The 22,204-nt window shown below is 29.2% G+C and carries 20 protein-coding genes and 1 pseudogene; 12 read left to right on the top strand and 9 right to left on the bottom strand.

Annotation, left to right across the window (positions count from 1 at the left end):
* Positions 1-106: 106 nt before the first annotated feature.
* The 3 genes from ACMFBB_RS02430 to prfB form a co-directional block, all read right to left on the bottom strand.
* Complete coding sequence (locus tag ACMFBB_RS02430) at positions 107-2,920, bottom strand: M16 family metallopeptidase (protein ID WP_435262874.1); 2,814 nt, start codon at positions 2,918-2,920, stop codon at positions 107-109.
* Positions 2,921-3,030: 110 nt separating this feature from the next.
* The gene (gene arsC, locus ACMFBB_RS02425; RefSeq protein ID WP_435262873.1) at positions 3,031-3,372 is read right to left on the bottom strand and encodes an arsenate reductase (glutaredoxin); all 342 of its coding nucleotides are present in this window, start codon (positions 3,370-3,372) and stop codon (positions 3,031-3,033) included.
* A 14-nt stretch (positions 3,373-3,386) separates the two neighbouring features.
* Positions 3,387-4,492, bottom strand: a protein-coding gene (gene prfB, locus ACMFBB_RS02420; RefSeq protein ID WP_435262872.1) for a peptide chain release factor 2 whose coding sequence is annotated in 2 segments (ribosomal slippage) — positions 3,387-3,448 and positions 3,448-4,492 — 1,107 coding nt in all. Because the reading frame shifts where the segments join, the coding sequence is not laid out codon by codon here.
* 94 nt (positions 4,493-4,586) lie between these two features.
* Here prfB and ACMFBB_RS02415 point away from each other — a divergent pair.
* Both ACMFBB_RS02415 and ACMFBB_RS02410 read left to right on the top strand, forming a co-directional pair.
* Positions 4,587-6,974: a zinc-dependent metalloprotease gene (locus ACMFBB_RS02415; protein WP_435262871.1), complete on the top strand. Its 2,388-nt coding sequence runs from the start codon at positions 4,587-4,589 to the stop codon at positions 6,972-6,974.
* Between the two features lie 24 nt (positions 6,975-6,998).
* The gene (locus tag ACMFBB_RS02410) at positions 6,999-8,018 is read left to right on the top strand and encodes a threonine aldolase family protein (RefSeq protein ID WP_435262870.1); all 1,020 of its coding nucleotides are present in this window, start codon (positions 6,999-7,001) and stop codon (positions 8,016-8,018) included.
* Positions 8,019-8,053: 35 nt separating this feature from the next.
* On the opposite strand, the gene ACMFBB_RS02405 is transcribed toward ACMFBB_RS02410, so the two are convergent.
* A complete protein-coding gene (locus ACMFBB_RS02405) occupies positions 8,054-8,668 on the bottom strand; it encodes a hypothetical protein (protein WP_435262869.1) in 615 nt (204 codons plus the stop codon).
* 8 nt (positions 8,669-8,676) lie between these two features.
* Positions 8,677-9,171, bottom strand: coding sequence for an RNA polymerase sigma factor (locus ACMFBB_RS02400; protein ID WP_435262868.1), 495 nt, complete (start codon positions 9,169-9,171; stop codon positions 8,677-8,679).
* A 195-nt stretch (positions 9,172-9,366) separates the two neighbouring features.
* Between ACMFBB_RS02400 and ACMFBB_RS02395 the strand changes: the two genes are divergently transcribed.
* From ACMFBB_RS02395 to ACMFBB_RS02360, 8 genes are all read left to right on the top strand, one after another.
* Positions 9,367-9,780: a DUF2141 domain-containing protein gene (locus ACMFBB_RS02395; RefSeq protein ID WP_435262867.1), complete on the top strand. Its 414-nt coding sequence runs from the start codon at positions 9,367-9,369 to the stop codon at positions 9,778-9,780.
* Positions 9,781-9,792: 12 nt separating this feature from the next.
* Positions 9,793-11,148, top strand: coding sequence for a 2TM domain-containing protein (locus tag ACMFBB_RS02390; RefSeq protein ID WP_435262866.1), 1,356 nt, complete (start codon positions 9,793-9,795; stop codon positions 11,146-11,148).
* A gap of 98 nt (positions 11,149-11,246) precedes the next feature.
* Positions 11,247-11,531 (top strand): 2TM domain-containing protein, encoded by a 285-nt coding sequence (locus ACMFBB_RS02385; protein WP_435262865.1) that lies wholly within the window; start codon positions 11,247-11,249, stop codon positions 11,529-11,531.
* A 5-nt stretch (positions 11,532-11,536) separates the two neighbouring features.
* Positions 11,537-11,824, top strand: a complete 288-nt coding sequence (locus ACMFBB_RS02380; protein WP_435262864.1) for a 2TM domain-containing protein — start codon at positions 11,537-11,539, stop codon at positions 11,822-11,824.
* Between the two features lie 2 nt (positions 11,825-11,826).
* Positions 11,827-12,144, top strand: a complete 318-nt coding sequence (locus tag ACMFBB_RS02375) for a 2TM domain-containing protein (protein ID WP_435262863.1) — start codon at positions 11,827-11,829, stop codon at positions 12,142-12,144.
* 19 nt (positions 12,145-12,163) lie between these two features.
* A complete protein-coding gene (locus ACMFBB_RS02370; RefSeq protein ID WP_435262862.1) occupies positions 12,164-12,478 on the top strand; it encodes a 2TM domain-containing protein in 315 nt (104 codons plus the stop codon).
* Between the two features lie 55 nt (positions 12,479-12,533).
* Positions 12,534-12,791 (top strand): 2TM domain-containing protein, encoded by a 258-nt coding sequence (locus tag ACMFBB_RS02365; protein WP_435264262.1) that lies wholly within the window; start codon positions 12,534-12,536, stop codon positions 12,789-12,791.
* 35 nt (positions 12,792-12,826) lie between these two features.
* Positions 12,827-13,582 (top strand): LytR/AlgR family response regulator transcription factor, encoded by a 756-nt coding sequence (locus ACMFBB_RS02360; RefSeq protein WP_435262861.1) that lies wholly within the window; start codon positions 12,827-12,829, stop codon positions 13,580-13,582.
* A 61-nt stretch (positions 13,583-13,643) separates the two neighbouring features.
* Here ACMFBB_RS02360 and htpG read toward each other — a convergent pair whose 3' ends face one another.
* Positions 13,644-15,557 carry a molecular chaperone HtpG gene (htpG, locus tag ACMFBB_RS02355; protein ID WP_435262860.1) on the bottom strand — a complete coding sequence of 638 codons (1,914 nt, stop codon included), beginning with the start codon at positions 15,555-15,557 and terminating at the stop codon, positions 13,644-13,646.
* Positions 15,558-15,742: 185 nt separating this feature from the next.
* Between htpG and ACMFBB_RS02350 the strand changes: the two are divergent.
* Positions 15,743-16,749: pseudogene (locus ACMFBB_RS02350) on the top strand (3-oxoacyl-ACP synthase III family protein).
* Between the two features lie 67 nt (positions 16,750-16,816).
* On the opposite strand, the gene ACMFBB_RS02345 reads toward ACMFBB_RS02350, so the two are convergent.
* A complete protein-coding gene (locus ACMFBB_RS02345) occupies positions 16,817-18,358 on the bottom strand; it encodes a GEVED domain-containing protein (RefSeq protein WP_435262859.1) in 1,542 nt (513 codons plus the stop codon).
* 7 nt (positions 18,359-18,365) lie between these two features.
* On the opposite strand from ACMFBB_RS02345, the gene ACMFBB_RS02340 reads away from it, so the two are divergent.
* Positions 18,366-18,491, top strand: a complete 126-nt coding sequence (locus ACMFBB_RS02340) for a hypothetical protein (RefSeq protein WP_435262858.1) — start codon at positions 18,366-18,368, stop codon at positions 18,489-18,491.
* Between the two features lie 186 nt (positions 18,492-18,677).
* Here the strand turns inward: ACMFBB_RS02340 and ACMFBB_RS02335 are convergent, their stop codons facing one another.
* Together ACMFBB_RS02335 and ACMFBB_RS02330 are read right to left on the bottom strand one after the other, a co-directional pair.
* Positions 18,678-19,649: a M20/M25/M40 family metallo-hydrolase gene (locus ACMFBB_RS02335; RefSeq protein WP_435262857.1), complete on the bottom strand. Its 972-nt coding sequence runs from the start codon at positions 19,647-19,649 to the stop codon at positions 18,678-18,680.
* Positions 19,650-19,803: 154 nt separating this feature from the next.
* A complete protein-coding gene (locus ACMFBB_RS02330) occupies positions 19,804-22,197 on the bottom strand; it encodes an outer membrane beta-barrel protein (protein ID WP_435262856.1) in 2,394 nt (797 codons plus the stop codon).
* Positions 22,198-22,204 lie beyond the last annotated feature (7 nt).

Genomic DNA, 22,204 nt, shown 5'->3' with positions numbered 1-22,204 from the left:
GTTATAAAATCATTATAAATTACAACACCCTCAAAAATTAGCTGTTTTTGAGGGTGTTTTTGTAGGATGAAAAATCACCATAGTAAAATCAGGAGTTCTTACAAACTTATTTCTCAGGGTTGAGAACACCTAATATGTAACCTTTTGTAAGGTATTTTTGTACCACGCTTTGTATATCTTCTTTTTTAATGGAGTTTACTCGATTCTCATATAGTAGAAAATTATTATGAGGAATATTATGAAAGTCGATTTGAACTATGGCTTGTAACCATAAACCATTATTGTTAAGGTTGTTTTTAAAAACGCCAATTAATGCTTCTTTAGCTTTCTTTAAATCCTTATCATGGATTCCTTTATTAGCTATGTCCCTAAAATAATGCAATGTTATATTTTTTAATTTATCAACATTTTCAGGAGCACAATAAAATGCAATCGTAAAATTATACCAATTGTAGGGAATATTTGAAATATCACTAGTAACTGAGGAGGTATATATTCCTGACTCTTGTTCTCTCAGTTTTTCTGTTAAGTTAATTTCAGCAATTTCTGTTAAGAGATTAAATGCTAATTTTTCTTTATGATTGTATTTAGCTATTGGTCCTTGATACTGAATATTAACAATACTTTTTGGGTCTTTACCTTTATTTACAACTTTACTATGTTTACCAGATAATGGTCGGAATGTAGGAACATTATACAATTCTTTACTATGGGTACTAGGTAAGACAGCAAGGTATTTGATAGCGTATTCTTTTAATTTATCTTCATTAATACTTCCTACAAAATAAAAAGTAAAATCACTGGCGTCAGCAAAACGTTCTAGGTACTTTTTAAATGCGAGATTATAATCACTATTATTAATAATATCTTCAGAAGGAAAGCCTATATATCTTGAATTTCCTTCGTTTAAAAAATCATTAATTTCTTTTTTGAAAAAGTTAAGAGGACTATCTAAGTGAGTTTTAGATAGCTTTTTTTGATTTTTAATAAATTCATTAAATACTTCATAATTTTTGTTTAAAGAAGTAAAATATAAATATGTTAATTGAAACAGTGTTTCTAAGTCTTTAGGAGTAACTCTTCCATTTATACCTTCAAAATATTCTCCTATAAAAGGAGAAACACTAACATTTTTACCTAGGAGCAATTTTAATAATTCATTTTTAGAATGTCCATTAATTCCAGCTTCTGTTAAAGCATTATTTGCTATGGCGGTTTTTTTTAATTCAGTATCTGTATATAAAGATGTACCCCCTAGACTTAAGGCATTAAACAGTATTTCACTATTCTTAAAGTTTGTTTTTTTATATACTACTGTTGCTCCATTACTTAAGGTAAGTTTCGTTATACCTAATTTTTCATCTCTAGTAGTATTGGTGATATGACCAGAGTTAGGAAGCCTCCCTACTAATGGTGAAGACGATGAATTGTTTTTATAAGGTTCAATCTTTTGAGTTTTTAACTTGTTTAAAACTTCTTTAATCTGTAATTCAGTAGTAGATTTAGTTGGCCCAGTAACAATGATAACTCTGTTTTCATCATGAAAATAACGAGGAAGTGACTTGTTGAGTTTTTCTAATGATATAACGGGTAAAATTTTGTTTGTTGCTTTGTATATCCAATCGATATTTGGTATTGGTTCTTGTTGCAAGAAATTGTTAATATATTCGTTTATGATTTCATTAGAATTACGTTTATCCTTTTCTAAAAACCTTTGATTTATTGTTGATGAAATATATTCTTTAGCTAAGTTTAATTCCTTTAAATTAAATCCATAACGTTTTATTCTTTCAACCTCAGCTAAAGTGGCTGTTAAACCTTTTAATTGTTCATTTGGAGCGGTTAAAATCTTAATATTACTAGCTTCTTTACTTCTTATTATATTTTCTCTGTAGAATTTGCTGTAGAGAAAAGGAGCATTATTCGAATTTGCAATTTCACTGAATCTCAAACTAGCCATTATATTTATTAAGCTTGATACAAGTGTGTTTTTGTAATCGCTAATAGTTGTATTAGGGGCATACTCTTTTACATCTTTATATACAATTTCAACAATTGAAGCTTCTGCTTCTTTATCACTTTCAATGGCTATTAATGTTTCTTGATGGTTTTTGAGTTTATTAAGTTTCCTTTCTTTAGCATTTGGAGTTAAAGGAATGTTTTCAAAGTTATTTTTGATTGTTTGTTCTATACTTTCTACATTAATATCTCCTACGGCAATAACGGCCATTAAATCTGGACGGTACCAATCTTTATAGAATTGACGAAGACTTTTTGGATCAAATGTTTCTAAATTATGTTTAGTTCCTATAGGAAATCGTTCAGGGTATTTAGAACCGTACATTAATTTAGGATAATATTTTTTAATCATTTTAAGTTTTGCATTGTTGTGAAAACGATATTCTTCAAGTATAACACCTCGTTCTTCGTTAATATCACTTGTGTTTAATAATGCGCCTTGTGCCCAGTCACGTAAGATTAGAAACCCCTTATCTAGCGTAGCTTTATCATTGCTAGGTATAGGTAAAACATAGGTAGTTTCATCAAAACCTGTTTCCGCATTAAGATGAGCTCCAAATTTTACACCAATAGATTGAAGGTAATCAATCATTTCATTTTTTTTGAAATGTTGAGTTCCATTAAAGTTCATATGTTCCATAAAATGAGCTAATCCAGATTGTTCTTTTTCTTCAAGAATAGAACCTACATTAAGAACTAAACGAAGTTCAACATGATCTTTTGGAGTAGCATTTTGTTTAATATAATAAGTCAAACCATTTGAGAGTTTCCCTATTTTTACAGATGAGTCTATTGGGATTTTGTCAGCAGACTTTATTATTTTACTTTCATTAGCTAATTGGCCAAATATATTTGAAGACCATAAGTAAATAAAAAAAATGTAGAGGGTTGATTTTGTCATGATATTTATATTTAAAATTAATTTTAAGTATCAATAAACATGCCTATTGAGTTTTTTTAACGGTAATATACTGTTAAAAAAAAGCTCCCAATTTATTGAGAGCTATTTATTTATAAAATTGTAGTAATATTTTCAGGAGGGCGTCCTATAATGGCTTTAGAACCATTGATTACAATAGGGCGTTCAATTAGTTTTGGATTATTAATCATTGCTTCAATTATTTGGTTGTCTGTTAATTCTTTTCCTTTAAAACTATCTTTCCAAATTTTTTCATTTTTACGAACTAATTCAATAGGCGAAATTCCTAATAATATAATAATTTCTTTTAACTCTTCTTTTGAAGGAATAGTATCTAAATATTTAATCACTTCAAATTCTTTTCCTGAATTTTCTAAAATTTCCAATCCTAAACGAGATTTACTACATCTATTATTATGGTATATTTTTATCATTTTTATTTTTTTAATTAAATACTATTACCTGTTTCCTTTTGTCCCATCATCATTAAATAAGATTTTAAGAAGGATCTATATTTCCATCCATTACAGCATCAACATTCCCTGTTTCGTGAGCTGTTCTAACATCTTTAACTAATTTATAAGGATGCATTACATAATTACGAATTTGGCTACCCCATTCTGTTTTTAACTTTCCAGCCTCAATATTTTCTCTTGCAGCTAAACGTTTTTGTAGTTCAATTTCATATAATTGAGATTTTAGCATTTTTAAAGCTGTAGCTCTATTGTCATGTTGTGATCTTGAATTAGAGCATTGAATTTGAATACCTGTGGGTTTATGGGTTAATTGAACTTTAGTTTCAACTTTGTTTACATTTTGTCCCCCAGCACCACTTGATCGAGCAGTAGTGATTTCAATCTCGGCAGGATTTACTTCAATTTCAATTGTTTCATCTGCTACTGGATAAATATATACTGAACCAAAAGTAGTGTGTCTTTTTCCATTGCTATCGAAAGGAGAGATACGTACTAAACGATGAACGCCGTTTTCACCTTTTAACCATCCAAAAGCATAATCACCATCAATTTCTATAGTAACAGTTTTTACTCCAGCTATATCTCCAGCTTGATAATTAAGAGTTTTTAGTTTGTATCCTTGTTTTTCAGCCCACATAGTATACATCCGCATTAACATTTCAACCCAGTCACAACTTTCTGTACCTCCAGCGCCTGCAGTAATTTGAATTGTTGCACTTAAACTATCGCCTTCTTCAGACAGCATGTTTTTAAATTCAATATCTTCTAAAAAAGTACTAGTGTTTTCATAATGCTCTATTACTTCAGATTCTTCAACATCACCTTCTTTGTAAAAGTCGTATAATACAAGAAGATCTTCACTTAAAGAAACAATAGAGTTATAATCATTAACCCATTTTTTCTTAAAACGAAGTTCTTTCATTAAAGCTTCAGCTTCTTTTGGATTATTCCAGAAGTCTGGATTGGCAGCTTTTTCTTCTTCGTTACTTATTTCAATCAATTTTTTATCTATATCTAAATACGATTTTAGTTTAACTACTCGCTCGGATATATTTTTTAACTGTTCTTGTGTTATCATAATCTTCACAAAAATAAGTTAAAATTTAAGATTGAACAGTAGTGTTTTTAAATAACCAATAGTATTTTTTATTTTTATAGAAATATTTAACATAATGAAAAAGCTAATTATATCCATCTTATTTGTTTTACTAACGTTTTCTGGATATTCACAATTTTTTACTGAAAATAAAGATGTTACTAAATATGAAGGATATTTTACTTTTTATTATGATGAAAGTAACGATAAAATATTTTTAGAAGTAACTAAAATAAACGATGAATTTTTATATGTTAATTCCCTATCAGAAGGACTTGGGTCAAATGATATTGGTTTAGATAGGGGACAACTAGGAAAAGGCATTGTGGTCAAGTTTCTAAAAGCAGGAAATAAGTTGTTATTGATTCAACCTAATCAAGATTATAGAGCCATAACTGATAATCAAGATGAAAGGGAATCTGTAAAAGAAGCTTTTGCTAAATCAGTTTTATATGGATTTAATATTAAAGAATTTAAGAAAGATACGTATTTGGTTGATGCAACTGGTTTTTTTATGAGAGATGCACATGGTGTAATTAATACGCTTGCTAGAAATAAGGAAGGAGCTTATCGATTAGACAAGAGTAAGAGTGCTTTTAATTTGAATAGAACCAAAGCATTTCCAAAAAATGTAGAATTCGATGTTATGCTTACATTTTCAGGTAAACCAAAGGGGTATAATGTTAGAAGCGTAACACCAAATGCGTCGTTAATAACAGTTAATCAGCATCATTCTTTTGTTGAGTTACCAGATAATAATTACACTCCCAGAAAGTACGATCCTCGATGTGGTTCTTGGCAAATGACCTATATGGATTATGCTACTCCTATTAATGAACCGATAAAGAAAAGGTTTATTACAAGACATCGTTTAGAAAAGAAAAATCCATCAGCATTAACTAGTGAAGCTAAACAACCGATTATTTACTATTTAGATAGAGGAACACCAGAACCTATTCGTTCTGCTTTATTAGAAGGAGGTAGTTGGTGGAATCAGGCTTTTGAAGCTGCTGGTTACAGAAATGCTTTTCAAATAAAAATGTTACCATTAGGAGTAGATCCTCTTGATATTCGTTATAATATGATTCAATGGGTTCATAGATCTACCAGAGGATGGAGTTATGGAGGAAGTATTACAGATCCAAGGACAGGAGAAATAATAAAAGGTCATGTTAGTTTAGGTTCTTTACGAATACGACAAGATTTTTTAATTGCTCAAGCTTTGCAAGCTCCCTATAAAAATAACACTACAAATGATTCTATTGCTTTAAAAATGGCTTTAGCAAGAATTCGACAATTGTCTGCTCATGAAATTGGACATACTTTAGGCTTTGCTCATAATTTTGCTGCTAGTACAAATGGTAGATCTTCAGTAATGGATTATCCACATCCCAAATTAGTATTAAAGAATGGTATTATAGATTTTTCTGATGTATACGAGACTAAAATAGGAGAGTGGGATAAAGTTATAGTTGCTTATGCGTATCAAGATTTTGAAAGTAATGAAGAGGATAGTTTACATAAAATTCTAGATACTGCTTTTTCAAAAGGGCTACGATTTATAACTGATTCAGATTCTCGTTCTAAAGGGAGTGCCCATGCATATGCTCATTTATGGGATAATGGTAGTAATGCAAGTGAAGAATTAGATAATATTTTAGAAATTAGAGCGCATGCAATTAAAAATTTTTCCACAGATAACATCAAAAGTAATGAACCATATTCAGTTCTAGAAGATGTATTTGTACCCCTTTATTTTTTTCATAGATATCAAATTGATGCTACTTCAAAAATTATTGGAGGTTTAGATTATACCTATGCAGTTAAAGGTCAAAAGGAAAAGATTGTTGAAAGAGTATCTGGTAAAAAAGAACGGAAAGCTTTAAAAAGTTTATTAAAAACAATTGATGTAATTAAAATAGGAGTTCCTAAAAAGATGTTAACTTTATTTCCTCCTCGTGCATATGGATATGCTAGAACAAGGGAAAGCTTTAAAAGTAAAACTGGAGTTGCTTTTGATCCGTATGCAGCTATGCAAACTACTACTGAATTTACACTAAGTTTTTTATTACATCCAGAAAGAATAAATAGGTTAATTCAGCATAAAAGTTTAGATGAGAGTCAACTAGGTTTGGGAGAGGTTTTAGATAAATTAATAAATGAAACTTTTAAAAAAACACTTAATGATAATTATTACAAAGCACTGCACGAAATAGTAAAAGAGGAAGTGTTAAAGGGAATGTTTTCGATATTAGTAGACAAAAATATATATTTACAAGCAAAGGCAATTACAAGTAATAAAATAAATAAAATAGTAGATTACCTCACTAATAAGGATAAGAGGAATTTAATGGATATTAAGTATCTAGAAATCATTAAAGATTTTAAAAAGAATCCGTTAAAATATAAAAAACAAAGGAGCCTCAAAATGCCAGATGGTTCTCCAATAGGAACAGGTTATTAATATTAATAAAGAATAAACGTATTTATGGAAATCAATTTAATAAGTGATACAGTTACCAAACCAACAAAAAAAATGTTAGAGGTAATGATGAGTGCTGAAGTAGGTGATGATGTGTTTAAAGCTGATCCAACAGTAAATAAATTACAAGAAAAAGTAGCAAGTATGTTTGGAATGGAAGATGCATTATTTTTCCCTTCTGGTACAATGGCTAATCAAACGGCTATAAAAATTCATACCCAACCTGGAGATAGAATGTTTTGTGATAAGTGGGCACATGTATACAATTATGAAGGTGGAGGAGCTGCATTTAATGCAGGGGTTACTTCTTGTTTAATTGATGGAAATAGAGGAATGTTTTCAGCTGAACAATTAGAAAGCTTCGTTGGAGGAAGAAATGATATACATACACCTTATAATAGATTAGTTTGTGTGGAAAACACAACCAATAAGGGAGGAGGAGCTTGTTGGGATTTTGAGGAGTTAAAAAAAATACAGAAAGTAGCTACATCGAATGATTTAGCATATCATTTAGACGGGGCTAGATTATTTAATGCGCTTGTAGCAAAGAATGAAACACCAAAACAATATGGTGAATTGTTTGATACAATCTCTATTTGTTTATCTAAAGGGTTGGGAGCACCTGTTGGTTCTGTTTTGATAGGAACCAAAAAACATATAGAGAAAGCACTAAGAGTTAGAAAACTATTTGGAGGAGGAATGCGTCAAGCTGGTTTTTTAGCTAAAGCCGCTATCTATGCATTAGATAATCATGTCGATCGTTTGAAAGAAGATCATTATAAGGCTAAACAAATTGGAGAAGTATTAGCATCTTGCCATTTCGTGAAAAAAGTTGAACCCATTGAAACGAATATTATTATTTTTTATGTAAATGACTCTATAAATCCTGAAGAGTTTATGGAAAACATGAAAGAAAAAGGAATTTTAGTAATATCTATGGGGGAAGGGAAAATAAGAATAGTAACGCATTTAGATTTTACTGATAGTATGTTATCAATTTTGATAAAAGAATTAAAGGCATATTAAAACTAAAAAAGAGAAGCTTTTAAGCTTCTCTTTTTTTAGTTTGGACTATCTAATTTAGCCAGTTCTTTATAGTTTTTATTTAATTTTCGTAGTAAGATTCCATATAATAGTTGATATATCAACCAAATACCACCTATTAAAAGTATACCAAATACGATAGATACTATAGAGGTAATGATTATTTCTTTAGTTCCTAAATTACTAAGTTGAGTTTTTACGGAAGCAATAACAACAACGATTAAAGTGATGAAAGCATATCCTAAATTTAAAAATATGTAGTTACGTACAGTTTTTCTGGTTTTAAATATTTTTTGCATTAATTCTTTTGTAGTATCGGTAGTATAAATGTTTTTATAGTTTTTATAAAACAAATACAAGAATACAAGGATAACAGGGTATAATATAACTTGAGAATAATATGCATAATCAACTAAGCCAAGCTTAGCGTATGTTTTATCTAATTTGTCCAAATCAAAAATAAGGTACATGGATAGAGGAATTATAAGTTCTAATAACCCAATAATAAAAATCCATTTAACAATAGAAGATGATTTTGATTGTGCCATTTTGTATATATCTACCTGAGAAACCTTATTGGCTTCTTTCGGTTGATTATCCCAGGCTTTTTTGTATTTATCTAATGCATCCATATAATACGTTAGGGTGTCAGTATTTTTTTTAATTTATCTTTTGCTCTATTCATTTTTACTCTAGCATTCACTTCACTTATACCTAATGTCATAGCAATTTCTTTGTAAGCTTTATCTTCTAGATATAAAAAAATAAGAGCTTTATCAATATCATTCAATTTATGAACAGCTTTGTATAATGCTTTTAATTGTTGTTCTTCTGTATCGTCATATTCATTAGACTGTATTTTATAAGTAAAATCACTAATATCTTGTGTTTTTATTGTTCTAGTCGATTTTCTATATAATGAAATAGCAGTGTTTAAAGCAACTCTATACATCCATGTACTAAATTTAGCATCACCTCGAAATTTGCTGTAATTTTTCCAAAGCTGAATGGTTATCTCTTGAAATAAATCATTATGTGCGTCTTTATTAGTAGTGTAAATTCTACATACTTTATGCACAATATTTTGATTACTTTCAAAATCTGTCAAAAATTTATTTTCGAGTTCTGTTTGCACTAAGTTTAGTAACTGTTGATAATGAATAAGTAGTTCAAAAATAAGAAACGTTACACTATTATGTTAATTTTTTTTAATTTATAATATTAGGACTTACAATTCAGCCTAAAAATAATACAGTTGGGTAGTTTTTAATTTAAAAAACAGTACTATGATTAGATATTTGTAGTGTAATTAAACTTAAAACATAAACAAATGAAATTTTTATCAAGTATTTTAGTATTAATAATAGTATTCACAATAGAAAGTATTTCAGCTCAAAACAAAACTATAACTGCTTCGGTTGTGAATGTAACATCAAATGAAGGAAGAGTAAGTTATGCTTTGTACACTAAAGATAGTTTTATGAAAAAGCCAATAAAAGCAAAATCATCAAAAGTAATTCAAGGTAAGAGTACTGTAGTATTTAAGGATGTACCAGTTGGTGAATATGCAATTGTTTGTTATCATGATAAAAATAATAATGGGAAAATGGATTTTCAACCTAATGGAATGCCAATAGAAAATTACGGAGCGTCAAATAATGTAATGAATTTTGGACCGCCACAATATGAAGATGCAAAGTTTTCTATTATTGATAATAATGTATCTTTAGAAATTAGATTTTAACATATCATAAGAATGAATACAGAAAATAAAAACGTAGTAGATAAACTAAAGCAAGATTTTTGGATTTGCTTCAAAATGACAATAATTTTCGGAGTGTTTTTTATTATAGTTAATAGGCAATTTAGTATTAAAGGAGCTGCAATAATTCTTCTTTTTTCAGCAATGTATTCATTCATATTAGGAATGGGAAACGGATATATAAATGATTACTTAAGTTCTAAATGGAGCTGGGTTGAAGAAACAAATGAACGCGTTTGGGCAGGAATTATAACTACAGTTATTTTTAATGTTATTGCAGTATTGATAATTCATTATATACAGTATATCGCAATTTTTGATGGAGATATAGCCAACTTTTTTAAAGGAGAATTATTTTGGACACATTTATTTGCTATTATGTTAGCTTTAGGAATGGCCGCTCTTTTTCATGCCAGAGGTTTTATGAAAAACTGGAAAGAGTCAGTTAAAAAAGAAAGTACTCAGCAACAAATAGTAGCCAAAACAGAAACAGCAAAATTTGAAACATTAAAAAGTCAAATAGATCCGCATTTCTTGTTTAATAGTTTAAATGTATTAACCTCTTTAATAGGAGAAAATCCTTATCAAGCTGAAAAATTTACAACCAAGTTGTCTAAAGTTTATAGATATGTACTAGAACAAAGAAACAAAGAATTAGTGCCTATTCAAGAAGAGTTATTGTTTGCAAAAACATATATGGAATTACTACAAATGCGTTTTGAAGATGCGGTTAAGTTTACAATTCCAACAACATTAAATAACCCTGAACTTAAAATAGTACCCTTGTCTTTACAATTACTATTAGAAAATGCGGTAAAACATAATGTTGTGTCTTCCAATAAACCTTTAGAAATAAAAATTTATGAAGAAGAAGGTTTTTTACAAGTTCAAAATAATATAAACCCTAAAGAAGCTATAGGTAAGAGTACGAAAGTAGGGTTAAGAAATATTGCAGATAGATACGGTTTGATAACTAAAAGAAATGTGCAAATAACAAAAGATAATAAAACATTTACAGTGAGTTTACCACTGTTAACAAAAGTAAAAGATATGAGAATTGATACAAATAACTTAGAGAACAATAAATATGTAAAAGCGGTAGAAAGTGTAGAGAAACTTAAGGAGTTCTACCAAAATTTAATATCGTATTGTTTAGTAATACCTTTTTTAATATTTATAAACCTTCAGTTTTCATCTGGTTTTCATTGGTTTTGGTTTCCAATGATAGGATGGGGAATAGGTTTAGTATTCCATTTTTTAGATGTAAATAATTACAGGATGTTTTTAGGAAAAAATTGGGAAGAACGTAAAATAAAAGAATTAATGGAGGAAGAGGACACCTACCAATAAGTAGTGAAAGTGAAGCGATTAAAAAATGGTTGATAACCTTATTATGAGGCTTTATAAAAGTAAAATAGATAATAGTTGTTTTAAAAGTATAGAATAGAATGGAAAAAATTTATAGTTATGAGTACAAGTATGCTAAAGCTAAAAAGCGAATAGAAAAAATTAAAGGGTTTTATATTCATTTATTAGTAACAATAGTATTAATTCCCTTTTTAATTTTTATTAATCTAAGATTTGTTCCACAGTTTCATTGGTTTTGGTTTCCTGTTATGGGAATGTCAATTGGACTTTTTTTTCATTGGCTAGGAGCCTTTGGTTTTGATAAATTAGGTTTTAGTAAAGATTGGGAGGAGAAAAAAATTAAAGAATACTTAGATAAAAACTGAGAATTATGTACACGAATTATATAGAAGAAAAAAAATATATAAAAGCCAAAAAAAGGATTAAAAAGATAAAAGCGTTTTATACACATGCTTTTGTAAATTTACTTTCAATTACGATTATAGTTTCAGTTAATTTAACATTTTCACCCTATTCTCATTGGTTTTGGTATCCAGTTATGGGAATATTATTGGCGACTTTTATTCATTGGATTACTGTTTTTGGATCAGAGATAATAGGTTATAGTAAAGAATGGGAAGAACATAAAATAAAAGAGTATATAAATAACAATAATTAACAATGGAGAAAGATTATAGAAAGGAACATAAATATTTACTTGCAAAGAAAAAAGTAGAGAAAATAAAAGGGTTTTACTGGCATTTAATTTCATATGTCGTAGTTAATATTTTTATTTCATCAATGATAATTTTTGGATTAATGTCTGATGATGGTGATTCATTAGTGGATGTTTTACAAAATTTTGGGATATATTCAACCTGGATTTTTTGGGGGATAGGATTGTTTTTTCACTGGTTAGGAGTATATGGAGATTCTTTATTTTTTAATAAAGATTGGGAAAAACGCAAGATAGATGAGTATATGAAAAACAACGAATAATAAACTAAATGTAATCAAAATGGAAACAGATAATTATACAAAAGAACAGAAATATTTTAGAGCCCAAAAGAGAGTTGAAGAATTAAAAAAATATTATATTCATCTGTCTGTCTATATAGTAGTTAATATATTTATAAGTACAAGAAAGATAGTTAGAAATGTTGGTAATGGAGAAACTTTTCAGGAATCTTTTTTTGATTTTGGAACTTTTGCTATTTGGTTTTTCTGGGGAATAGGTTTAGTATTTCATACATTTAAAGTTTTTGGTTTTAATTTCTTTTTGGGTAAAAATTGGGAAGAACGTAAAATACAAGAGTACATGGATAATCAATAGTAAGTATCATGAAGTTAGATAGTAAAAGAATTAAAGCTGAACAAAGAGTAAAAGAATTAAAAGAGTTTTATCAGCATATTTAATTGTTAATTTAGCATTTATTTTTATATCGAATTATTTTGATATTGTAGTAAGAATTTTTGATGGACTGCGAGTTAGTAATAAGTTTGCTGAAAATGGTACCGACCATTATCCATTATGGGGTATTTGGGGAGTTTTTTTAGTATTAGATGTTTTTAGAGTATTTGGATTTAAAAAGCTGTTTGGAAATAAATGGGAAGAAGATAAAATAAAGGAGTTTATAAATAAATAGTAAGTAAAATAACATTATATAGAAGATCGTAAATAATGAATATTATAATTATTGAAGATGAAAAGCCTGCTGCAAGAAGATTGCAAAGAATGTTAGCAGTTTTAAATTTAGAAGCCCAACAAATGTTGCATTCAGTAGAAGAGGCAATCAATTGGTTTCAAAAAAATGAACACCCTGATCTAATTTTTTTAGATATTCAATTGTCTGATGGTTTATCTTTTGAAATATTTGAAGAAGTATCCGTAAAATCATCCATCATTTTTACTACAGCTTATGATGAATATGCTTTAAAGGCATTTAAATTAAATTCAATAGATTATTTATTAAAACCATTAGATGAAGATGAACTTAAAGTTGCTGTAGACAAGTTTACAAGTAATAAGCCTAAAGAGACTGACATACAGGTTAATATTGATGATATAAGGAAGTTACTTATAAACCCTATTGATAGAAAATATAAAAAACGTTTTACGATAAAAGTAGGACAGCATATAAAAATTATACACACAGATGAAATAGAATGTTTTTATTCAGAAAATAAGGCAACCTATATTCATACAAATGCTAATAGAAGTTATTTAATAGATCATTCTTTGGAATATTGGCAAGATCAATTAGATCCAGAACAATTTTATAGAGTTAACAGAACGTACATAATTCATATAAATGCAATAAAAGATATAATATCGTACACTAATTCAAGATTACAACTGAAACTGCATACGTATAATGAAGCCGAAATTATTGTAAGCAGAGAGCGTGTTAAAGAGTTTAAAAATTGGATAGAATAAATTAATAGAAAAAGCCTCTTTATAATTTATAAAGAGGCTTTTTTATTATGATAACGAATTCTTATTTAATTAACTCGTAAGAACGTTTGATGAAGTTAGTTAATTCTTCACCATGTAATAAGTTTTGAGATAGTTTAGCTAAATCAAAAGCTTGCGTTATTAGTTCTTTTTTCTTGTCTTCTTCAGCGGTTAAAATTTCTGAAACTAATGGGTGATTTGTATTTACAACTAAATTATACATTTCTGGTAAGTTACCCATTCCCATCATTCCACCTCCTCCTCCAGAAGCTTGCATTTCTTTCATACGACGCATAAATTCTGGGACAGTAATTAAGAAAGGTGAAGAAGAAGAGTCCATAGCTTCTAATTGAACAGTATAGCTTTTGTTGTTAACAGCACCTTCAATAACTGGTTTTAAAGATTCTTTCTCTTCATCAGTTAATTTAGAGATAACAGTATCATCTTTTTTAATTAAATTATCAATAAAATCAGAATCAACACGTGTAAATTGAACTTTAGATTCACCAGAAGTTTCAAGTTTCTGCATTAAGTGTGATACAATTGGAGAATCTAATATAACAACTTCATATCCTTTTGCTGTAGCATCTTGTATATAACTGTGTTGCGCCTCTTTATTAGCTGCATATAAAATGATGTGATTCCCATCTTTATCCGTTTGAGCATCTTTAGTTTTCTCAATTAATTCATCAAAAGTGAAAAAATTATCATTTACTGTAGGATATAAAGCAAACTTTTTAGCTTTATCGAAGAACTTATCTTCCGATAGCATTCCATATTCAATAATAACCTTAATATCGTTCCATTTTTGTTCAAAATCGGCACGATCTTTTTTGAATAATGAACTTAATTTATCTGCAACTTTTTTAGTAATGTATCCAGATATCTTCTTCACAGCCCCATCAGCTTGTAAATATGAACGAGATACATTTAAAGGGATATCTGGAGAATCAATAACCCCTTTTAGCATCTGTAAAAAGTCAGGAACAATTCCTTCAACATTATCTGTTACAAAAACTTGGTTTTGATACAACTGAATTTTATCTTTTTGCATGTCTAAGTTTTGAGACAACTTAGGGAAGAATAAAATACCTGTTAAGTTAAAAGGATAATCAACATTTAAATGAATATGAAATAAAGATTCTTCAAATTGCATTGGATACAATTCGCGGTAGAAGTTTGTATAATCTTCAGCTTCCAAATCAGCAGGCTTTTTGGTCCAAGCTGGGTTTGTGTTGTTAATAATGTTATCAACATCAATTTGCTTATGTGGCTCAGTAGTTTCTTTTCCGTCTTTATCTGTAGTTGTTTGAGGTGTAAAGTCAGGATCGTTTACTTGTTTGGTTCCAAATTTAATAGGTACTTGATTAAAACGATTGTATTTATTTAATAAACCTGAAATTTTAGATTCTTCTAAAAACTCAGTAGAGTCATCAGCAATATGTAAAATAATTTCAGTACCTCTGTCAGTTTTGTCGTGCTCTACTAAAGTATATTCAGGAGAACCATCACATGTCCAGTGAGCGGCTGGCTCATCTTTAAAAGACTTTGTAATTAAATCAACTTTGTCAGCTACCATGAAAGCAGAATAAAAACCTAAACCGAAATGTCCAATTACACCAGTTTCATTTTTATCATCTTTATATTTTTCTAAAAACTCCTCAGCTCCTGAAAATGCAATTTGATTGATATACTTTTCTACTTCATCAGCAGTCATACCTAAACCTTGATCCTTAATAGTCAGTGTTTTTGCATCTTTATCAATACTGATTTCAATTTTAGCATCTCCTAGCTCAGTTTTAGCTTCACCAATAGATATTAAATGTTTTAACTTAGTAGTAGCATCAGTACCATTAGAGATTAACTCACGTAAAAAAATTTCGTAATCAGAATATAAAAACTTTTTAATCAGAGGAAATATATTTTCTACCGATACATTAATGTTTCCTTTACTCATAATTTATATATTTTATTTGATATTATTTTCTGGTTAATTCTATTGTCAAAAAAAATACCAAAATGATATATGTGACAAGATGGCATATTAAATGACGATAGTGATTGTTTTTGTATGAAAAGTTAAAAATTACTACTTTTACAAGCTACGCATTTGAATAAAAGTAAAAAATAACATATAAAATTATGTATAGTTCAAAAATTACAGGATTAGGGTATTACGTGCCTGACAACGTGGTAACTAATGATGACTTAACCCAGTGGATGGATACTAGTGATGAATGGATTCAGGAGAGAACTGGAATTAAAGAGCGTCGTTGGATTGACCCAAAAACAGGAGATAACACTTCTTCAATGGGAGCTAAAGCAGCTAAAATAGCTATTGAAAGAGCAGGTTTAACAAAAGACGATATAGATTTTATTGTGTTTGCTACTTTAAGTCCAGACATGTATTTCCCTGGAGGAGGAGTGCGTGTTCAGGATATGCTAGATATGCCAACTATAGGTGCTTTAGATATACGTAATCAATGTTCTGGTTTTATATACTCTCTTTCAGTTGCTGATCAGTTTATTAAAACTGGGATGTATAAAAATATTTTAGTTATAGGGTCAGAGAATCATTCAGGTGGTTTAGAAGATCTACTAGAGGTAGAGGTGTAACTGTTATTTTTGGTGATGGTGCAGGAGCAGCAGTATTGTCAAGATGTGAAGAAGAAGGGAAAGGGATATTGTCTTCTCATTTACACTCTGAAGGAAAGCATGCAAAAGAATTAGCGCTAGAAGGACCATCAACTGGACGTTGGGTACCTGAAATATTAGAAGCTAATGACCCTAATGACGTTTCTTATTTTCCATATATGAATGGACAATTTGTTTTTAAGCATGCTGTTGTTCGCTTCTCTGAAGCAATTGTTGAAGGTTTACAGGCTAATAATTTACAAAAAGAAGATATTGATATGTTAATTCCTCATCAAGCGAATTTACGTATAGCTCAATTTATCCAAAAGAAATTTCAATTGGCAGATGACAAGGTGTATAATAATATCCAAAAATATGGAAATACTACAGCTGCATCAGTAATTATAGCTTTAACTGAAGCCTGGGAAAAAGGAAAAATTAATGAAGGAGATTTGGTTGTATTAGCTGCCTTTGGTAGCGGATTTACTTGGGGGTCAGTAGTTATTCGTTGGTAATTTTTTTATAAAATAAAAGTAAAACCGTGTGAATTTTCACACGGTTTTTTTATGATTTAATAACTAGTTATTTAATAATTAGTTTTTTAGAATAGCTTTTTGAGTTATTAAATAGAGTTAAGAAATAAATTCCTGTACTAAGCTTTGTAGTGTTTACGAAAGTAGATTTTTCTTTTAACTTTAACTCTTTTAGGATGTTTCCTTTTATATCAAAAAGAAGTACAGTGCCATACTTCCAAAGTTCATTTTTAACTGTTATTGTTATGTTTTTCTGACTAGATGGGTTTGGGTATATGTTTAGCAAAGAATTATCATTTGCTAATATTAAATTGCTTTCAATACTATTTCTTTCAGAAGTAATACAATCTCCAATTCGATCCCATCCATTATTTGTTCTTTGATATAAAGAGCCTGCATAAGAAACAAGGTCTTTTTCATTATAGCTTATTGAGCTATCATATGAATTTGCTTTTGAACAAATATCAGATTTACTGATAGGATTTATTGATGAACTAATAATGTTAACTGTATAGTCTTCTACTTCACCATCAGCAAATGTTTCACAAGCTGTAGGGGATCCATTATATTTCATAGAAACACGCATTCGTGTTTGACCTAAGGTAGCAGTTGTTGGAATTGAGATATTTGCTGTTCTGTTTCCTGCTGAACTAGATGAGCCGATTGTAGTTTTTTCATTACTTTCAAAAGTACCATTTCTATTGTAATCAATCCAAACAGTGAAATATTCATTATATGAGGTACTACTAAAACCTGCACTAACTATAATTTGATTAGTACTTCCTTGGGTAACAGTGGCTATTTTTGATGTAAAATCGCCATAGCCTTCGTTTGCTGTTGTTGTATTAGTCATACCTCCAAAAGAAACATAGTCAATCCATTCATACGTGATTCTTTTTCCTTTTGAATTACAATAAGTAGGTAAATTATCTAAGGTTGTTACATTAGCTTCATTACTCTTTGGTGAAATATTTCCAGCGGCATCTTTTGCTTTTATAGAGAACGTATAAGCCGTATTTGCAATTAATCCTGATACATTGTAAGAAGGGGAAGTAACAGTTTCTAGTTTTGTAGCCCCTTGGTAAATATCGTAGCCAGTCACAGCTATATTATCACTTGATTCTGTCCAGTTTAAAGTTAAAGTTGTTTGCGAAATATTGGAAACAACTAAGTTACTGGGAGAAGTTGGAGGTTGAGTGTCTGTTTGTGCTGGTGTTATATTTACAGTATAATCTTCAGTTTCTCCATAATTATAAGATCCACATGAAGTTGGAATGGTATTATATCTTAAAATAACACGCATTCTTTTTTTTCCTTCTGATACAGTTAAAGGTACAGTAAATGAACCAGAGACAGGTGTTTGTTTGGATGGTGATTTTGTCCATACTGTTTCACCAGAATCTGAAAAATCACCATCATTATTATAATCTATGAAAACCCCATATCCTTCATTGTAAGTCGTACTTGTCCATTTTGGAGTTATTGTAATCGTTTGTGATTTCCCTTTTTCTAAATTTGTTGAAATTGCTGTATGGTTTGAATATCCATTGGTACCTTGATTAGAAGTGTTGTTTATTGTACCTATATTCACATTACTAATGTATTCATCAGATGTATTTTGTCCATTAGAACTACAATATGTAGGCTCACCACCACCACCTGATCCAGCATTGGAAATTTCAATAAGATATTCTAAAGCAAGTTTAGCAAACTTGGCAGCGTGAGTAGCATTAGCTGTAGGAAACCTTGAAGAGGTATCTTTAGCGGTATGAATATAAGGGTTTGATTCGCTTAGTGTAGCTTCTATAGGAAAAGCAGTTTCATATCCTTGTTGGGCAAAACTATGATGATCAGAACAACCATAATTACAACGAGATGTACCATAAGTAATTTTATGGGTGCCAGAAGAGTTATAATGGTTCGATTAATTGAGTTAAATAGTTATTTAAAGAAGTACTATTATAAGAATCTGTTGTAATGTAAATATCATTTGTAGAACCTTTGTAGTTAGTCATATCTAATTGTAAATAACTAATGATATTTACATTTCTATTTTTATAATCTCTTGCTATTTCTTTAGAACCTACTAAACCTATTTCTTCAGCAGCGAAAGCCATAAACTCAACTGTACGTTTTGGTTTGTAATTCATACTCAATAATACTCGAGCTACTTCAGTTATTGTAGCAATTCCTGAAGCATTGTCATCAGCACCAGGAGCGTTTGCATTTCCTTCTCTTGAAGTAGAATCTAAGTGCCCACCCAAAATAACGTATTCATCTGGTTTTTCAGAACCTGTAATTGTCATAACTACTGAAGACATTGGTGTGTTTGAATGATTAACTAGCTTCACTGAAATGTCACTTCTAGCACTGCTCATATTTTCCCATTTATTTTTTAAATCTACTGCGGATTGTTGAGCGGAAGAGTAGGTATGGTATCTAGTTCCATAACTTTCTAATTGTGTAATTTGGTTTTTTATATTAGTATTATTTACAAGATTTAAACTTTGATTAACTAGTTGATCTTGTGTAATGCTAAGTGGGATAGTTCTTTTGGATCTTGATTGTTTCCTTTTTTTGATTATTTGTATTTTTTCTATGGCTTTTAAGGCTTCTTCTTTAGAGTTTTCTAGGAAATATCCTGGTCCATGCCTTAATCCAGTATGATGAAGTTCTTCTGCTGAGGTATTGTTTAACATTACCACACTGTAATCACTGTAAGATTTTATAATTTTTACATCTTTAGGATGGTTTTTCTTTAAGTTTACAGCATCAGTGGTTCCCATTGTTGCGTAGAACATTTTTTGCTTCTGAGCAAAAATGTTAAATGACACTAGTATTGTAAGTGTCATTGTTAAGGTAAAATTGATTAGTTTTTTCATTGTTTTGAAATAATTAGAGGGTTAATTATTTCAAAAACAACTATTTGTTGTTTTTATTGTGTATTTTTTATTTTTTTATGTTAATTTTATTTTAATACATATTATTTTAACAAATTTTCAAATTTTTAATAAAGAAATAACAATTTGATATCGCTTAAAATAGACCTCCATCAGTTTCATTTTCATCTCGATGTTTTCTTTTTCTTGATTTATTTTTAGATCCACCAAAATTATACCTAAATCCTAAATAAAAAGAATTGTACTCAAGGTTATAGTTTCCTTTTTCTAAAAAAGGGTTTTCAGAGAAATAATCGAAATTAAGTCCATTAAAAACATCAGTACCTCTTAGTGTTATGGTTCCTTTATTTTTTAAAATACTTAAACTAGCTCCAACATTAATCATTGTGTAAGGCTGTACCTCAAATTGTATATTTTTACTTTTCCCTCTGCATACGGCAGTCAATTGTAGTCGTATTTTCTTGTTTACTTTAAAGTTATTATTTAAAGTTGATTTAAAAAGAGTGTTTTTAACTTGTTCGTTTTTAGTGTTAATAACTCCCTCTGAGTTTTGAATGTATGTTTCTATTTGTGGGCTAATTTTCCACCAAGAAAAGGCCTTATAGTTTCCAAATATTTCTATTCCGTAGCTGTTAGCAGCATTATAATTTACATAAGAAAAGATCTGTTTATTTGAAGAATTGGCATCTTTTTGTATGGTTCTACCAATTTTATTAGAAATTTTACGATAAAATGTACCAAGAGTAATTGATCCCTTATTAAAAGATTTAGAATAATTCAGCTCAATTGAATTTGTAAATTGAGGAGTTAAATTTTGATTACCTTCTGAGGTAGTTAAAGGACTTACCCATTCTTGTATAGGAGTAACTTGGTGTATTGAGGGTCTGTCTACACGCCTGCTATATGCTAGTTGAATATCATCTTTTTTTGTAATATGGTAACTTAAAAAGGCAGATGGATATATACTAAAAATTTTATCTGAATAAATGGAAGAAATATTTTGTTGTGTATTTGAAAATAATCCATCAACGGTATATTGCTCTAATCTAATACCTGCTTGAATGGACCACTTTTTAAAGTTGCTATTTATAGTGAAATATCCAGAATACATGCTTCTATTGTAGTTAAACTCGGTGTTTCCTTTGGGTTGCAGTGAAATTGGATTTCCAATTTCAATAAATTGGTTAGTTTTAATTGAGCTTACTACTCTTTGCTCTCTGTATTCAATACCTAATTCTAATTCGGTTGATTTAAAAATTGGTTTTTCATAATCTAAATTTATTAGCCATGATTTTTTAGTATCTAAAATTGAGTTAGTATAATTAAATAGCTTATTATTTGTATCTTGAAGTAGTCTGTTAATTGATTCTTCAGGATTTTTATGGATACTATAATTAATTTCTAATTCAACACTTTCGCCTTCATTGTTAGTTGTTAATTTATAATCTACATTATAATTTTGTTCTGATTCATTATATTTTGATTGGTTTGGGGCATTTAAAATTATGGTATTTATACGTGAAAATGAGTTGGTGTATAAAATAGAATTACTGTATGTTTGGTAGGTGTAAAGTGATAATGTATTTTTCTTGTCTAGAAAAATATCTGAACCTATTTTAAATGCTTGATCAGAGTAGTCGTGCAAAAAGTCAAACTTTTGTTCTATATCATTGTTAATCCTATTTAATTTTTGAATTGTAGCGTTTTTACCAAAATTAGAACTATAGTTTCCAAATAAGTTTACTTTTCCAGTGTTGTAATTTATATTTAAAGAAGCATCAGGTCTTGTATTTTTACTGTGCTCAAATCCAGCTGAAATAGTTCCGTTAAAACCATATTCAACATTTTTCTTTAAAATAAAATTAATAATCCCACTCATACCTTCAGGGTTATATTTTGCTGAAGGAGTAGTAATAATTTCAACTTGCTTAATTAAAGAAGATGGAGTTTGTTTTAATAGCTGTAAAGTATTTATGTTAGAAGGCTTTCCATTGATTAGAACACTAACATTTTCATTCCCTCTCAAAGAAATAGTTTCAGTTTGTAAATTAACATTAACGGAGGGGATATTTTGTAGCATTTGTAAAGAGTTACTTCCAGTTGCAATTAAATCTTTCCCTACATTTATTATTCTTCTATCAACTTTTTGAATAACATTTGTTTCTTCTGCACGTATTTCAATATCTTTTAATTCGGTGTTTTTATTAACTAAATATAGATTTTTAAGATTAATTTTGGGAGTATTGGTATTTAAAGTAACATTTTTGTTTAAAGTTGCAAAACCAATGAATTTGATTTGAATTATATATTTATTTAAAGGTAATTTTTTTATAGTAAAATATCCTTGTTCGTCGGCTATTACTCCAGAAATAATCTTCTTATCTGATGTCATACAAACTATAGTGGCATTCGGAACTGCAGTTTGATTTTCCTTATTTAAAATATTCCCAGAAATTTCTCCTAAACTTGTTTGTTGGGAGGATAATAAATGTGAGTTTAAATATAAAATTACAAATAATAATTTTTTCATCTTAAAT

Source organism: Tenacibaculum sp. nBUS_03 (genome assembly GCF_051201695.1).
Lineage (GTDB): Bacteria > Bacteroidota > Bacteroidia > Flavobacteriales > Flavobacteriaceae > Polaribacter.
This window is presented reverse-complemented; position numbering and strand designations above follow the sequence as displayed.

What these genes read in the sequence shown, in the direction of transcription:
- ACMFBB_RS02340 (WP_435262858.1), top strand. Translation starts at nt 18,366, where the DNA reads ATGTATTCATCAGATGTATTTTGTCCATTAGAACTACAATATGTAGGC.
- ACMFBB_RS02335 (WP_435262857.1), bottom strand. Translation starts at nt 19,649, where the DNA reads ATGAAAAAACTAATCAATTTTACCTTAACAATGACACTTACAATACTA.
- ACMFBB_RS02390 (WP_435262866.1), top strand. Translation starts at nt 9,793, where the DNA reads ATGAATACAGAAAATAAAAACGTAGTAGATAAACTAAAGCAAGATTTT.
- arsC (WP_435262873.1), bottom strand. Translation starts at nt 3,372, where the DNA reads ATGATAAAAATATACCATAATAATAGATGTAGTAAATCTCGTTTAGGA.
- ACMFBB_RS02395 (WP_435262867.1), top strand. Translation starts at nt 9,367, where the DNA reads ATGAAATTTTTATCAAGTATTTTAGTATTAATAATAGTATTCACAATA.
- ACMFBB_RS02360 (WP_435262861.1), top strand. Translation starts at nt 12,827, where the DNA reads ATGAATATTATAATTATTGAAGATGAAAAGCCTGCTGCAAGAAGATTG.
- ACMFBB_RS02370 (WP_435262862.1), top strand. Translation starts at nt 12,164, where the DNA reads ATGGAAACAGATAATTATACAAAAGAACAGAAATATTTTAGAGCCCAA.
- ACMFBB_RS02410 (WP_435262870.1), top strand. Translation starts at nt 6,999, where the DNA reads ATGGAAATCAATTTAATAAGTGATACAGTTACCAAACCAACAAAAAAA.
- htpG (WP_435262860.1), bottom strand. Translation starts at nt 15,557, where the DNA reads ATGAGTAAAGGAAACATTAATGTATCGGTAGAAAATATATTTCCTCTG.
- ACMFBB_RS02385 (WP_435262865.1), top strand. Translation starts at nt 11,247, where the DNA reads ATGGAAAAAATTTATAGTTATGAGTACAAGTATGCTAAAGCTAAAAAG.
- ACMFBB_RS02380 (WP_435262864.1), top strand. Translation starts at nt 11,537, where the DNA reads ATGTACACGAATTATATAGAAGAAAAAAAATATATAAAAGCCAAAAAA.
- ACMFBB_RS02415 (WP_435262871.1), top strand. Translation starts at nt 4,587, where the DNA reads ATGAAAAAGCTAATTATATCCATCTTATTTGTTTTACTAACGTTTTCT.
- ACMFBB_RS02330 (WP_435262856.1), bottom strand. Translation starts at nt 22,197, where the DNA reads ATGAAAAAATTATTATTTGTAATTTTATATTTAAACTCACATTTATTA.
- ACMFBB_RS02405 (WP_435262869.1), bottom strand. Translation starts at nt 8,668, where the DNA reads ATGGATGCATTAGATAAATACAAAAAAGCCTGGGATAATCAACCGAAA.
- ACMFBB_RS02430 (WP_435262874.1), bottom strand. Translation starts at nt 2,920, where the DNA reads ATGACAAAATCAACCCTCTACATTTTTTTTATTTACTTATGGTCTTCA.
- ACMFBB_RS02375 (WP_435262863.1), top strand. Translation starts at nt 11,827, where the DNA reads ATGGAGAAAGATTATAGAAAGGAACATAAATATTTACTTGCAAAGAAA.